Raw genomic sequence first — 13,194 nt, forward strand, 5'->3', positions numbered from 1 at the left:
GGCCGTACCCGACCGAAGGGGCACTCCTGTGGCACGCACCGTCGCCCATGTGATCGTCGACGCACTCAAGGACCTGGGCGTCCGGCACGTCTTCGGGGTCGTCGGGGACGCCCTCAACCCGCTGACCGACGCGATCCGCACCACGGACGACCTGAGCTGGGTCGGCTGCCGCCACGAGGAGGCCGCCGCCTTCGCCGCAGGGGCGCAATCCCAGCTCTCCGGCACCCTCGGCGTGTGCATGGGCACGGTGGGGCCCGGCTCCGTGCACCTCCTCAACGGGCTCTACGACGCCGCCAAGAGCCACGCCCCCGTCCTCGCGATATGTGGCCAGGTACCCCTCGCCGAGATCGGCAGCGACTACTTCCAGGAAGTCGACAACGACCTGCTCTTCCGCGACGTGGCCGTCTACCGGGCCACCGTCACCTCCCCGGACCAGATGCCCCGGATGCTGGAGTCCGCTGTACGCGCCGCCATCAGCCAGGGCGGGGTGGCCGTCCTGACCGTCCCAGGCGACCTGGGGGACCGGGAACTGACCGAGGACCGTCCCACGCGCTTCGCCCTCGACCGCGCCGTCACCCGCCCCGACGACCCGGCCCTCGCCGAGGCCGCGGAACTCCTCAACGCCGCCTCCCGCGTCACCCTGCTGGTGGGACGCGGGGCCCGCGACGCCCGTACCGAGGTACTCGGGGCGGCCGAGCTGCTCTCCGCCCCCATGGTCCTCACGCTGAAGGCGAAGGAGGGCTTCGAGGACGACAACGCCTACCAGGTCGGCCAGACCGGCCTGATCGGCAACCCCGCGGCCTCCCACGCCCTCGACCGCGGCGACGCGCTCCTCATGCTGGGCACCGACTTCCCCTACCGCGACTGGTACCCGAAGGACTGCAAGGTGGTCCAGATCGACACCCGGGAAGAGCACCTGGGGCGCCGGGTACCCGTGGACGTGGGCCTCGCCGGCGACGTGGGCGCCACGCTGCGCGCCCTGCTCCCGCTGCTGAACCGCGTCCCCGACCGTACGCACCTCGACGACGCCCGGGACCGCTTCACCCGCTGGGAGGAAGGTCAGCAGCGCCTGGCCGACCCCGCCCACGAGCACCGCTGGACCGGCAAACTGCGGGCGGCGCTGGACAACCGGGACCACGAGATCCGGCCCGAGGCGCTGGCCGCCGCGGTGGACCGGTACGCCGACGAGGACGCCGTCTTCACCTCCGACACCGGCATGGCCACGGTCTGGCTCTCCCGTTTCGTCACGATGCGCGGAGACCGGCGCCTGATCGGCTCGTACAACCTCGGCTCGATGGCCAACGCCATGCCCCAGGCGCTCGGGGCCCAGCTCTGGGCGCCCGACCGCCAGATCGTCGCCTTCTGCGGCGACGGCGGACTGAGCATGCTGCTCGGTGACCTCATGACGATCAAGACGTACCGGCTGCCGGTGAAGCTCGTCGTGTTCGACAACCGACGCCTCGGCATGGTCAAACTCGAACAGGAACAGGCGGGCCTCCCCGAGTTCGGCACGGAGCTCGACAACCCCGACTTCGCGGCCGTGGCCACCGCGCTCGGCCTCACCGGCATCCGTGTCACCGACCCGGACGATCTCCACGACAGCGTGCGCCGGGCGTTCGAGACCCCGGGTCCCGTCCTGCTGGACGTGCTGACCAACCCCGAGGAAGTGGCCGTGCCGGGCAAGCCGACCGTGAGCCAGGGTTGGGGCTACGCCATCGCCAAGGTCAAGGAGATCCTTCCGAGCCGCGAGAGCTGACCCCGCGATACCTCGCGGGGCCGTCCGGGTGACTCTCGCCGCAGGGGCCGTACGCGGCCCGCCGGCGGGAGCCCCGCCGGGAAACATGGCCGCGTCCCCTCGGCGTGAGGGGCGACCAGGAAAGAGGATCCATGTCCGAACTGTGGAGCTACGGCCCCGACTCCCGCTACCCGGTCGGCGCCGTGCTGATCGGCTTCAAGGTGGAGGCCGCCGACGGTCACATCGGCAAGGTCGACTCGCACACCGAGGACGTCGGGTCCTCGTACATCGTCGTGGACACCGGGCCGTGGATCTTCGGCAAGGAGGTCCTCCTGCCCGCGGGGACGATCGAGCGCGTGGACATGGAGGGGGAGAAGATCCGGGTGAGCCGCACCAAGGAACAGATCAAGAACGCACCCGAGTACGACAAGGACAAGCACCGGGGTGACGCCGCCTACCGGAGCCGGGTCGCCGACTACTACGGTCGCGACCAGGGCTGACGCCGCCGCCCCGGGCACCGGCGACACGCGGCCCGGCCGGCCGGTTCACGATTCCGTCGCCCGGGGTAGCCTCGCACCGGACGCGCTGCCCGGGATCGGGCAGCGGACGGCTTGTCGTGTGGAGCGACCGGGATCCGGCGCGTTAAGGGGTCGCAGGTGGAGCAAGGCGTGGTGGTGCTGCCGGACGACGGCGGGGTCCGTGTGATCACGTGCGTGGGGGAGTTCGATCAGGACACCCTGGGACCGCTGACCGCGGCGAGCGCGGCGGCCGTCGCCGATCCGTCCCTGCGGCGGATCGTGCTGGACGTCCGCGAGGTCACGTTCGCCGACTCCTCGTTGCTCAACCACATGGTGATCCTGCTGCGCAGCGGCCGCCTGGTCCTCGCCGGTCCGGTACCGCCCCGGCTGGAGCGGCTCCTGGAACTCACCGAGGCCCGCGCGTTGTTCACCATCACCGACGGCTTGGACGAGGCGCGCGCCATGTGAGCCGCCGCCCCGAGGACGGCGGCTCAGGTCTGGAGCGTCGCGGCGGCGAGGTCCGAATGGACGGTGACGACCTGGTCCGCGCCGGTGACCTCCAACAGCCGCCCGAGTTGACGGGAGGGTGCGGCGATCCGCAGGTCGGTGAGTTGCCGCACGCGCAGCAGCACGCTCAGGCACGTGGAATCCGCGAAGGAGACGCCCCGCGCGTCCAGGATCACGATGTGGTGGGAGGCCGCGGCCTGACTGAGTGCCGCTTCCAGCGGAGGGAGTGTTTCGAGGTCCAGCTCCCCGCGCGCCTCGACCACCCAGGCCGCTCCCGAGGCGTGCTGGTAACCCAGGGGGCCGTGCGACGCGCCCGCTCCGGTCGCGTCCGCTTCGATCGGTCCGCTCATCATGTCGTCTCCCAAGGCAACTCCCTCAGCGGCGAGCACGCCCGAGGACCGCACGCGTGCTCAGGTCTCGAACGATGGGGGCGGGGCACGGCCTCAGGCCGCCGCGGAGCGCGACTCGGCGGCCGGTTGGCGTTCCTTCGCCGTCAACCCGCCCCAGACCCCGTACGGTTCCGCGACCCTCAGGGCGTGCTCCAGACAGCGGGCCCGCACGGGGCAGGCCGCGCACACGGCCTTGGCCGCTTCCTCGCGCATCGCCCGGTCCGGTCCTCGTTCGCCGTCCGGGTGGAAGAACGCCTCCGAGCCCAGACCGCGGCACGCGGCCTCCATCTGCCAGATCCAGTGGTGCTCCGCCCGCCCGGGCAGATGTGACACCTTCGCCATCCCCATTGCTCTCCCACAGCCGCGTCCATCGAACACATTCCTCAAGGGCCGTCTGACCGCAAAGACTTGTTCGAAACGTGAGGCGGGGTCCGGCGCCGAGATCCACCGGTGTTCCGCCTCGGCACCGCCGGAGGTCGGGGGCGGGGCGCCGGGAGTCCGTCGTCACTGGTGGCGCGCCGTGTCACCGCACCGCCGTAAGTCCGCCGATCGCGGGTAGGCGGGATTCATGACTGCCATCGCATACGCCACCGAGATCCCCTCCGACATCGCCACCGGCGCGCTCGCGGCCGAGGGCCAGGGCTCGCTGTACCTCGTCATCGCCGGCGTGGTCCTGGTCGTCCTGCTGATCGGCGCCTTCTGGTACGGCAGCCGACGCAACGTACGGCGCGCGGCCCCGGCCCAGCCGACCGAGCAGCCCCCCGCGGCGCGAGGACGCGAGGACTCCTGGCAGACCCCGGGGGAGGCCGCGGGAGGCACCGACCCCCGCCCGTGAGCCCTGCCCGCCCCTCTCCTGCCCGCCCGGCCCCGCGCGCCGGGCGGTCGCCGCGCGGGCCGCGTCCGCCCGCGGAACGGGGTCGCGGCGCTCACGCGGCTCCCGTCCGGGGGGCGAGGCGCCCGTAGGGGCGCCGTGAGGTCACATGGGGTCCATGGTCCCGGCGCCCGGGCCGTTCTCCTGCTCGCTCTTCTCGCGAATGTGCAGGGCCTTCTCCGTCAGCCGCTGCCGTTCCGCCGGATCCGTGGCCCGCTGGGCCGCCTGCTCCAGTTCCTGGGCCTTGTCACGCATCTGCCGTGTTCGCGCGCTCGGCCGGCTCTCATTGCCCATGATCCCTCCTCGGGTCGGGGGACTGCGTCGGGGAGTACCGCTGTCCCCCCAGCCAAACAGTGCTCGAGCGCGTCCGCCACCCTGGCGGGCGGACGCCCCGACTCACGGCTCCCGCCGCCTGCCGGGCCGGCGCGGCAGCTCGTCGTGCAGGAGCCGGCCGACGAGCGCGCCGCCGAACGGCGTCCGCCGCGGACACGACGACCAGCAGCGGTACCAGCGTCAGGAACCCGAGGGCGGCGAACCCGAGCGATCGTTGCCACAGCTCCAGCTCGCGCACGCGCCCCCACCGGCGCCCCGCCCGCGCGCGCCGGATCGCACTGCGCAGCCGTCCCGCGGCCGACAGCCGCCCGGCCCCCTCAGAGCCGTTCATCGCGGCAGGGGGGCGTCAGGCGCCTCGTCCGCGGGCGGGGCGAGGAGACGTGGGGTTCGAGGTGGGTGTGACGAGCATGGCCGCTCCAACCGCTGCTCCCACCGTAGGACCGGGGGACGGATGTGGCACACGCTGAGGGCCGGCCCATCATGGGAGGGCGGGACGGGCCGCACGGTCATGCGGCCGGGTCGCGCTCCCGGCAGCGCGCCGACCGGAGGTGACGCCATGGACACGGACATCGACGAATCACGCAGGGACGAGTCACGCAGGGCGTGGCTCATGATCTTCGGCATCCTCGCCGTGATCTTCGCCGACCTCCTGGCGATCATCCTGATGAACACCGTCGGCAGGTAGGTCGTCCCCGGATGAGGGGGGTCAGGCGGGCTGCGGGGTGAGGCGCTTGAGCCCCTTGCGGTCGTAGTACCCGGTCATGGCGAAACCGAAGAGCAGGGCGAGGGTCACGCCGACCGCGATCATGATCCAGGAGCGGGTCAGCCCGGCGTCGCCCCGGGCGTCGAAGTAGAGGATGGCCCGCACCCCGTCGCTGAGCTGCCGCATGGGTTCGAAGTGCGACAGGAAGCGGTAGAAGCCGGGCACCGCCTGGAGCGGCACCGTGGCGCCCGACGAGGGCAGGCCCAGCACGATGAACACGAACATCGACACCAATTGGCCGATCCCGCCGAACGCGGCGTTGATCGCCTGTACGCCGAGGCCGACGGCGAGGGCCGCGCAGAAGGAGAAGATCCACAGCAGGGGCACGTGGGACGCGTCCATGCCGAGGACGACCACGCAGGCGAAGAGGACCAGCGAGGAGCTGAGGAGCGTGATGCCCGCGGTCATCGTCATCTTCAGCAGGAGCGTCTGCGTCCGGTTGATCGGCACGGTGGGGCGGCGGGTGTGCCAGGGGCCGATCTCGTTGTCCGCGTAGCCGAGGGCGGTGTCGACGCCGTTGCTGATGACGTTGCCGCCCATGAACCCGGCCAGCACGAGCAGCAGGGTGTAGTAGAACGCCGTGAGGCCCAGACCGCTGTGGGTGCCGATGGGGTGGCCGACTTGGGTGACGACGTTGACCGGGTCGGCGAGCAGCAGCCTCACGGTGGGGCTCGACCGCGTGCCGGCCGAGGCGGTGAGCTGCCGGCCGAGGCTCCGGGACGCCTGGTGCGCCGCTTTCGTCGTGATCTGACTGGCGAGGGAGGAACCGAGGCTTCCCTTGCCCGGGTTGGTGAGCACGGTGATCGTCGGCTGTTCGGTGGCCCGTGACGTGGTGAGGGCGGTGACGGTGTTCGTGAATCCGGCCGGGACGACCAACGCGCCGTACACCTTGCCGGAGTCGAGCTGGTCCTGGGCCTGGGCGCGGGTGAGCGTGCGCCAATCGGCCTTGCCACCACCGGTGTCGGCGGCGATGGCCGTCGTGACCTGCGCGCCCAGGTTCTCCTTCTGCCCGGCCGGCGGCTTGCCGGTGTCGTCGTTGACCAGGGCGATCGGCAGGTCGTGCAGGTCCCAGTTGGGGTTGACGATCCCGCCCATGTACAGCAGGGACAGCAGCAGGGCGAGCAGCCCCGTCAGGACCGTGGGCACCAGCCACAACCGGGGGCGGCGCACCAGCGTCGCGGCGGTGGCCTGAGGGGCGGCGGGCTCGGCCATGGTTCTCCGTGGGTTCCGGGCGGTGCGGGGACCGCGCAGCGGGGTGGGACGGCCGACCGGGGGACGCCGTGCCGACCGTACGAGAGGCCAGGATGCGGCCCGCACGGGTGCCCGCCGGTGCACGCCTCGCGTTCCTCCCCCCGTTGCAGTACCGGCCCCCGGCCCCCGCCGCCGACCGGCACGGCCTAGGGTCGACGGATGTGTCCCGGCACAGGCCCTGACACTTGGTCCGACAGAAGAGGAACGCACATGGACGAGCGCTTCGACGTCGTGGTACTCGGCGCGGGACCCGGCGGTTACGTGGCCGCGATCCGCGCCGCCCAACTGGGACGGCGGGTCGCGGTCGTGGAGGAGAAGTACTGGGGCGGTGTCTGTCTGAACGTCGGATGCATCCCGACCAAGGCGCTGCTGCGCAACGCCGAACTCGCCCACCTCTTCACCCACGAGGCCAAGACCTTCGGCATCAAGGTGGAGGGCAAGGTCACCTTCGACTACGCGGAGGCGTTCAACCGCAGCCGCCGGGTCGCGGACGGCCGGGTCAAGGGCGTCCACTACCTGATGAAGAAGAACGGGATCACCGAGATCGACGGACGGGGCACCTTCCTCGACGCGAACACCCTCCGGGTCGCCCAACCGGACGGCAGTACCCGTGAGGTCTCCTTCGACCAGTGCGTCATCGCGACCGGCGCCACCCCGAGGCTGCTGCCCGGAACCCGACGCAGCGAGCGCGTCGTGACGTACGAGGAGCAGATCCTGGCCGAGGAGGTCCCGGAGTCCGTCGTGATCGCCGGCGCCGGCGCCATCGGGATCGAGTTCGCCTACGTCCTCCACAACTACGGTGTGAAGGTCACCATCGTCGAGTTCCTCGACCGGATCGCACCGCTGGAGGACGCGGACGTCTCCGCCGAACTCGCCAAGCAGTACCGCAAGCTCGGGATCGACGTGCTGACCTCGACCAGGGTCGAATCCATCGACGAGTCCGGCCCGCGGGTCCGCGTGCACGTCACCGGCAAGGACGGCGCCCCGAAGGTGCTGGAGGCCGACAAGGTGCTCCAGGCGATCGGCTTCGCGCCGAACGTCACCGGCTACGGCCTCGAAGCCACCGGCGTACGCGTCACCGAGCGCGGGGCGATCGAGGTCGACGGCCGCTGCCGCACCTCCGTCCCGAACATCTACGCCATCGGGGACGTCACGGCCAAGCTCATGCTGGCCCACACCGCCGAGGCCATGGGCGTCATCGCCGCCGAGACCATCGCCGACGCCGAGACGATGGAACTCGACTACCCGATGATCCCGCGGGCCACCTACTGCCAGCCGCAGATCGCCAGCTTCGGCTGGACCGAGGCCCAGGCGAAGGAGAAGGGCTTCGACGTCAAGGTCGCCAAGTTCCCCTTCACCGCCAACGGCAAGGCGCACGGCCTGGGCGACCCGGTCGGCTTCGTCAAGCTGATCAGCGACGCCACTCACGGGGAGATCATCGGTGCCCACCTGATCGGGCCCGACGTCACCGAACTGCTGCCGGAACTGACCCTGGCCCAGCAGTGGGACCTGACCGTGCACGAGGTCGCCCGCAACGTGCACGCCCACCCGACGCTGGGCGAGGCGGTCAAGGAAGCCGTCCACGGGCTCGCCGGACACATGATCAACTTCTGAGTCGGGGGAGGCCGTTCCGGGGCGCGGGGGTCCCGCGCCCCGGAACGGCCTCACGCGTGCCCGGCGGCCGGGCCCTGCCATGCCCGGCGGCCGGGCCCACCCGTCCCGCCGTCCCGCCGTTACGGCTCCTCGTCGAGCGGGGACGGCGGCCGGGGCCCGGTGGCCGGCGGGCCGGTGCCCGGACCGATGCGGATCTCGAAGTCGCCGTCGTACTCCTCGTGGCCGGCGACCACGGCCTGGGCCACGGCCTCCTTGCCCCTCTCCCCCCGGACGATCAGCGGGTCCCGGCGCAGATCGCGCATGAGGGCCACGCACATGCCGATCATGACCACGGTGAACGGCGCCGCCACGAGGATCGTCAGGTTCTGCAGCCCGGCGAGCGCGTCGCCCTCGCCGTTGCCGATGAGCAGCATGATGGCGGCGACGGCCCCGGTGACCACGCCCCAGAAGACGACCACCAGTCGGGCCGGTTCGAAGGTGCCCTTCTGCGAGAGCGTGCCCATCACGATGGACGCGGCGTCGGCGCCGGAGACGAAGAAGATGCCGACGAGGACCATCACCAACAGGCTCATCAGGGTGGGAACGGGGAACTGTTGCAGCAGCCCGAAGAGCTGCCCCTCCGGCGTGGTCTCCTTGCCGAGCCTGCCGCTCTCCTGGAGCTTCATCGCCGTGCCGCCGAACACGGCGAACCACAGCAGGCTGACCGTGCTCGGTACCAGGATGACGCCGCCGATGAACTGACGGATCGTGCGGCCGCGGCTGATGCGGGCGATGAACATGCCGACGAACGGCGTCCAGGAGATCCACCACGCCCAGTAGAAGACGGTCCAACTGCCCAGCCAACCGGCGACGTCGCCACCGCCGGTCGCCTCCGTGCGGCCGATCAACTGGGGCAGGTCACCGAGGTACGCGCCGAGGGACGTGGGGAGCAGGTCGAGCACGATGATGGTGGGTCCGGCGATGAACACGAAGGTCGCGAGGACGAGGGCGAGCACCATGTTGATGTTCGACAGCCACTGGATGCCACGCTCCACGCCGGAGACCGCGGACGCCACGAACGCGACGGTCAGCACGGCGATGATGGCGACCAGGAGCGCGGTGCTGACGGTGCTCATCCAGCCGAGTTCGCGGAAACCGCTGCCGATCTGCAGGGCGCCCAGGCCCAGGGAGGCCGCCGAGCCGAAGAGGGTGGCGAAGATCGCGATGATGTCGATGACACGGCCCGCCGCGCCGTGCGCGTGCCGGGAGCCGATGAGCGGCTCGAACACCGCGCTGATCGTCTGGCGCCGGCCGCGCCGGAAGGTGCTGTACGCGATGGCGAGTCCGACGACCGCGTAGATCGCCCACGGGTGGAGCGTCCAGTGGAAGAGCGTGGTGGCCATCGCCGTCTGCATCCGCTCGGCGGAATCGGCGGGGTGGGTGCCGGGCGGGGGCGTCCCGTAGTGCGCCAGCGGTTCGCTCACGCCGTAGAACATGAGGCCGATGCCCATGCCGGCGCTGAACATCATCGCGACCCACGAAACGGTGCGGAACTCCGGAGCCTCGCTCTCCCGGCCGAGGCGGATCCGGCCGTAACGGCTGATGGCCAGCCAGAGGGCGAAGACGACGAAGCCCGTGGCCGCGAGCATGAAGGCCCAGCCGCCGTTGTGGATGAGCCCCTTCAACAGGCTGCTCGACACGCTCTCCAGCGAATCCGTGGCCAGGGCGCCCCACAGCACGAAGGCCAGGGTCAGCACGGCCGTGACGCCGAAGACCACCTTGTCTGTTCGGGAACGAGGGCCGGTCGGTGGATCGTTCGACAACGAATTCCCCCTTCGCGAAGGGCCGAAAAAGCCACATGGGTGGAGATGATGGCTTATCACGCTTTCGCCCGTGAATCGGTGTCCTGATGGCCCCCGGTCGTCGATGTCGCGTGCCTCGCGCCGCGCAGGGGAACGACGCCCGTCCGTTCGCCCGGTCGGGGACGGTTTCGGCGCGGTCGTGGCGAGGTCCGAGACGGCATGCGGCCCTCGGGCCAGTCTCTGACGGACGCGACGGACGCGACGGATCCGACGGACGCGGGCCATGGCTCGGTGGAGGTCAGTGCATGCCCCGTGCGTCCCGCGGCCGGATGGGCGTCCACCTCGTCGCGGCGGTCGCGGGCTGCCTCGTCGGACTGGTCGGCGGAGGCTTCCGCTGGTGCCTCGCGCGGGCGGCGGAACTGCGCGGATCGCTGGTCGAGGCCTCGGAGCAGCTGGGCGCTCTCGGCCCGCTCGTGCCGGCCGTCCTCACGGCCACCGGCGCCGCCGTGGCCTGCGCCATCGCCCTGCGGGTCCCCCTGTCGGCCGGCAGCGGCATCCAGGACGTCGAGGCCGTCTGGCGGGGTGAACGCTCCCCCCGGCCGCCGTGGCTGCTGCCGGCCAAGTTCTTCGGCGGCCTGATCGCCATCGGTTCGGGTCTGGTACTGGGCCGGGAAGGACCGACCGTGCACATGGGCGCCGCCATCGGGGCGGAGGCGGGGCGCCGCACGCGGATGGACGAGAGCGACATCAGGCTCCTGCACACCTCGCTCGCGGGCGCCGGCCTCGCGGTCGCCTTCACCGCGCCCCTGGGCGGAGTCCTGTTCGTCTGTGAGGAAGTGACCAGGACGGTCAGGGCCCGCCTGGTGCTCGTCACGCTCATCGGCACCGCCACCGCCGTCGGATGCTCCCACCTGGTGGTGGGCGACCGGCTCGACTTCCGGGTCCCCGAGCTGCCCGTCCCGCCGCTCGCGCTCCTGCCCGCCTTCCTGCTGTTCGGCGCGGCCACGGGTGTCCTGGGGGCGGCCTACAACCGACTGATCATCGGGCTCCTGGACCTCTGCGATCACGTCACCCGCGTCGGACCGGTCGCGCGAGCGGCCGCCATCGGCGCCGTCGTGGGCCTCCTGCTCGGCATCGACCCCGAGCTGGCCGGCGGCGGGGACCGGCTGAGCGGGCGCCTGCTGGGCGGCGACATCCCGGTGGTTCCCGTGCTCGTCGGATACCTCGCGGTGCGGTTCCTGGCCGGCCCGCTCAGCTACGCGGCCCGCACACCGGGCGGGCTCTTCGCGCCCCTGCTGGCCGTGGGAGCCCTGTGGGGCGTCCTCGTACACGCCCTCGCGCAGCCCCTCGTCCCGGGCGGCGCCGCCGGCGCGGTGCCGTTCGCGATCGTCGGGATGGCCGCGCTCTTCGCCTCGGTCGTGCGCGCGCCCGTCACCGGCATCGTCCTCGTCGTCGAGATGACGGGCGCGACCTCGCTGCTGATTCCCCTGATGACCGCCTGCTTCGCCGCCACCCTGACCGCCGACCGGATGGGCAGCACCCCGATCTACGACAGCCTGCGCCTGCGGACGGTGTGGCCCGGCTGAGCGCGCCACACCGTCCGTACGCCGTCGGGGTCAGCCGAGGATCCGCCGCTTCTGCTCGGCGAACTCCTCATCGGTCAGCAGCCCCTGCTCCTTGAGGGTGCCGAGCTCCTTCAGCTGATCGATCTTGCTGCTCATCTCGTCGCCGGGTGCCGCGACCGGAGCCGCGACCGGAGCCGCCTGGGGGGCGGGTTCCGCCTGCGCCTGGGCTTCCTGATCCGCCCATCGGCCGGATTGCCGCCGGGACACACGGTTGGACACCGCGGTCGCCGTTCCGGCGACGACGGCGGTACGGGCGATGCCGCGAAGAAGTCGGGCCATGATGCTCATCTCCAAGCTGGGCGGAGCCGGCCGAGGCCGCCCTCACCGTCCGTCGGTCGGGTCCTCCATGGCGTCCAGCGTCGCGAGCAGCGACTGGACGGGGATCCGCCCGGCCGCCACGAGCTGTGCGCCGGCACGCCGCATGGCGCGGGCGAAGGGCGCCGCCCAGGTGTTCTCGTACACGATGATCCCCGCCGAGTTGCCCGGTTCCAGGGCGACGCCGGCGTCGTCGATGTCGCCCTGGTCCAGCAGACCGGAGGACGCCCCTTCGAAGACCGAGAGGTCCACCTCGTCGCCGAGGTCACGGAGCTCCACCGCCATCACCGAACCGTCGGCGTCCTTGCGGACGAAGACGAGGTCGAGGATGCGGATCACGCCGCGATCCACGAGATCGACGAGCAGGGGAAACCCCTCACCCGTCATGCGGTTTCCCGGGAACTCGATCACGAGATAGTCCACCGGTCCCATGTCCTCGATGGATCCGCCTCCGGTTCGTTCCTCGACCTCGTTGCTCATGGTTGCTCCCGTCTGGCTGGGTGTGGGAGGACGTTCCGACGGCCGTGGGCGCGGGCCGTGGGGTCCGGCGCGCATGAGGCAGGGGCGGACGTCATCTACTGCCATTCCAACACCGCCCCGGTGCCGCCGCATGTCCGGCTTCCGCCCGGTCGCCGGTTCGGCGGGTCGTCGCGCCGCCCCGCGAGAGCGGGACCGGGTCGTCAACCGGTCAACAGGTAGATGTTCTGCGCGGTCAGCCACAGGCCCAGCACCAGTGAGCCGACCACGATCGCCTGTTCCTTGTGGCGCAGCAACCACGCGCGCAGCCGGTGCAGCCGTACCTGGGCGACCTCGGGCGAGAACACGATGTACAACTCGGCGGCCAGCAGGCCCGCACTGGCAAGGAGGCAGAAGCCGAACAGGGCCACGAAGGTGGCCGGATGCGAGGTGTTCGCCTCCAGCACGGTCACCGCCCCCGCGGCGACCAGACCCCACGGCTGGAGCAGAACCGCCAAGGCCGCCGAGCCCCACATCGACGGCGACTCCATGGCCGAGGCGGTGGCCGTGGAGGGCTCGCCGGCCTCGTCGAGGCCGCGGAGGGCGCCCGTACCGCCCGCGCCGCCGGACGTGGTTCCCGCGTCCTCGCGGCCCGCCGCGTCCGCGCGCGCCCGCCGCATCATGCGGCGGCGGCGGAGGCCGTAGACGACGAGCCCGAGACCGATGGCCAACTTGACCGCCAGCGCCGCCACACCGGGCGGGGAACGGGGCGCGGGGGGCTGGCCGCCGGTCACCGCGAGCACGATGGCGATCACCGCGCCCAGACAGGCGAGCCAGGCCAGGATGAAGACGAGCCCCTTCCGCGCGCCTCTCGCCGATGTCACCACCAGCACGAACGCCATGATGGGCAGCGGGTCGAGAGCGATGGCGAGCCCGATGAGCATGAGGTCGAGGACCATGACGCCCCCAGAGTGGGACCACATACGACGCTACACACGGGACGGTTCGGCGACACCTTTTGGCCCGGTTGGCCTGG

Annotated in this window: 15 protein-coding genes; 7 read left to right on the top strand and 8 right to left on the bottom strand. The window is 71.6% G+C overall.

All coding sequences use genetic code 11. From position 1 onward, the window contains the following. Positions 1 to 28 precede the first annotated feature (28 nt). From OHA84_RS32125 to OHA84_RS32135, 3 genes are all read left to right on the top strand, one after another. On the top strand, positions 29 to 1,756 hold the full coding sequence (locus OHA84_RS32125) for a thiamine pyrophosphate-dependent enzyme (RefSeq protein ID WP_266968408.1): 1,728 nt from the start codon (positions 29 to 31) through the stop codon (positions 1,754 to 1,756). 131 nt (positions 1,757 to 1,887) lie between these two features. Then, positions 1,888 to 2,235: a PRC-barrel domain-containing protein gene (locus tag OHA84_RS32130; protein WP_266952674.1), complete on the top strand. Its 348-nt coding sequence runs from the start codon at positions 1,888 to 1,890 to the stop codon at positions 2,233 to 2,235. A gap of 156 nt (positions 2,236 to 2,391) precedes the next feature. Beyond that, positions 2,392 to 2,721, top strand: a complete 330-nt coding sequence (locus OHA84_RS32135) for an STAS domain-containing protein (RefSeq protein WP_266952676.1) — start codon at positions 2,392 to 2,394, stop codon at positions 2,719 to 2,721. A gap of 23 nt (positions 2,722 to 2,744) precedes the next feature. On the opposite strand, the gene OHA84_RS32140 is transcribed toward OHA84_RS32135, so the two are convergent. Both OHA84_RS32140 and OHA84_RS32145 read right to left on the bottom strand, forming a co-directional pair. Continuing rightward, positions 2,745 to 3,125, bottom strand: a complete 381-nt coding sequence (locus tag OHA84_RS32140; RefSeq protein WP_266952678.1) for an STAS domain-containing protein — start codon at positions 3,123 to 3,125, stop codon at positions 2,745 to 2,747. 78 nt (positions 3,126 to 3,203) lie between these two features. Further along, positions 3,204 to 3,491, bottom strand: a complete 288-nt coding sequence (locus tag OHA84_RS32145) for a WhiB family transcriptional regulator (RefSeq protein WP_266952680.1) — start codon at positions 3,489 to 3,491, stop codon at positions 3,204 to 3,206. A 226-nt stretch (positions 3,492 to 3,717) separates the two neighbouring features. Here OHA84_RS32145 and OHA84_RS32150 point away from each other — a divergent pair, with 226 nt between their 5' ends. After that, positions 3,718 to 3,984, top strand: a complete 267-nt coding sequence (locus OHA84_RS32150) for a DUF6479 family protein (protein WP_266952682.1) — start codon at positions 3,718 to 3,720, stop codon at positions 3,982 to 3,984. Positions 3,985 to 4,125: 141 nt separating this feature from the next. Here the strand turns inward: OHA84_RS32150 and OHA84_RS32155 are convergent, their stop codons facing one another. Beyond that, on the bottom strand, positions 4,126 to 4,314 hold the full coding sequence (locus tag OHA84_RS32155) for a DUF6381 family protein (RefSeq protein ID WP_266968406.1): 189 nt from the start codon (positions 4,312 to 4,314) through the stop codon (positions 4,126 to 4,128). A 595-nt stretch (positions 4,315 to 4,909) separates the two neighbouring features. Between OHA84_RS32155 and OHA84_RS32160 the strand changes: the two genes are divergently transcribed. Beyond that, positions 4,910 to 5,038, top strand: coding sequence for a hypothetical protein (locus OHA84_RS32160; RefSeq protein WP_266952688.1), 129 nt, complete (start codon positions 4,910 to 4,912; stop codon positions 5,036 to 5,038). A gap of 21 nt (positions 5,039 to 5,059) precedes the next feature. Here OHA84_RS32160 and OHA84_RS32165 read toward each other — a convergent pair whose 3' ends face one another. Beyond that, entirely contained in the window at positions 5,060 to 6,328 is a 1,269-nt protein-coding gene (locus tag OHA84_RS32165; protein ID WP_266968404.1) for a YhgE/Pip domain-containing protein, read from the bottom strand. Between the two features lie 249 nt (positions 6,329 to 6,577). Here OHA84_RS32165 and lpdA point away from each other — a divergent pair, with 249 nt between their 5' ends. Further along, positions 6,578 to 7,981 carry a dihydrolipoyl dehydrogenase gene (gene lpdA / locus OHA84_RS32170; protein ID WP_266952692.1) on the top strand — a complete coding sequence of 468 codons (1,404 nt, stop codon included), beginning with the start codon at positions 6,578 to 6,580 and terminating at the stop codon, positions 7,979 to 7,981. Positions 7,982 to 8,100: 119 nt separating this feature from the next. Here the strand turns inward: lpdA and OHA84_RS32175 are convergent, their stop codons facing one another. Continuing rightward, positions 8,101 to 9,783, bottom strand: a complete 1,683-nt coding sequence (locus OHA84_RS32175) for a BCCT family transporter (RefSeq protein ID WP_266968403.1) — start codon at positions 9,781 to 9,783, stop codon at positions 8,101 to 8,103. 284 nt (positions 9,784 to 10,067) lie between these two features. On the opposite strand from OHA84_RS32175, the gene OHA84_RS32180 reads away from it, so the two are divergent. Further along, entirely contained in the window at positions 10,068 to 11,348 is a 1,281-nt protein-coding gene (locus OHA84_RS32180) for a ClC family H(+)/Cl(-) exchange transporter (RefSeq protein ID WP_266968402.1), read from the top strand. A gap of 30 nt (positions 11,349 to 11,378) precedes the next feature. Here OHA84_RS32180 and OHA84_RS32185 read toward each other — a convergent pair whose 3' ends face one another. The 3 genes from OHA84_RS32185 to OHA84_RS32195 form a co-directional block, all read right to left on the bottom strand. Further along, on the bottom strand, positions 11,379 to 11,666 hold the full coding sequence (locus tag OHA84_RS32185; RefSeq protein ID WP_266952698.1) for an SHOCT domain-containing protein: 288 nt from the start codon (positions 11,664 to 11,666) through the stop codon (positions 11,379 to 11,381). A 42-nt stretch (positions 11,667 to 11,708) separates the two neighbouring features. After that, positions 11,709 to 12,182, bottom strand: coding sequence for a DUF6325 family protein (locus OHA84_RS32190; protein ID WP_266952700.1), 474 nt, complete (start codon positions 12,180 to 12,182; stop codon positions 11,709 to 11,711). 200 nt (positions 12,183 to 12,382) lie between these two features. Continuing rightward, entirely contained in the window at positions 12,383 to 13,117 is a 735-nt protein-coding gene (locus tag OHA84_RS32195; RefSeq protein WP_266968401.1) for a GAP family protein, read from the bottom strand. Positions 13,118 to 13,194: the final 77 nt, after the last annotated feature.

It is taken from the genome of Streptomyces sp. NBC_00513 (genome assembly GCF_041431415.1).
GTDB lineage: Bacteria > Actinomycetota > Actinomycetes > Streptomycetales > Streptomycetaceae > Streptomyces.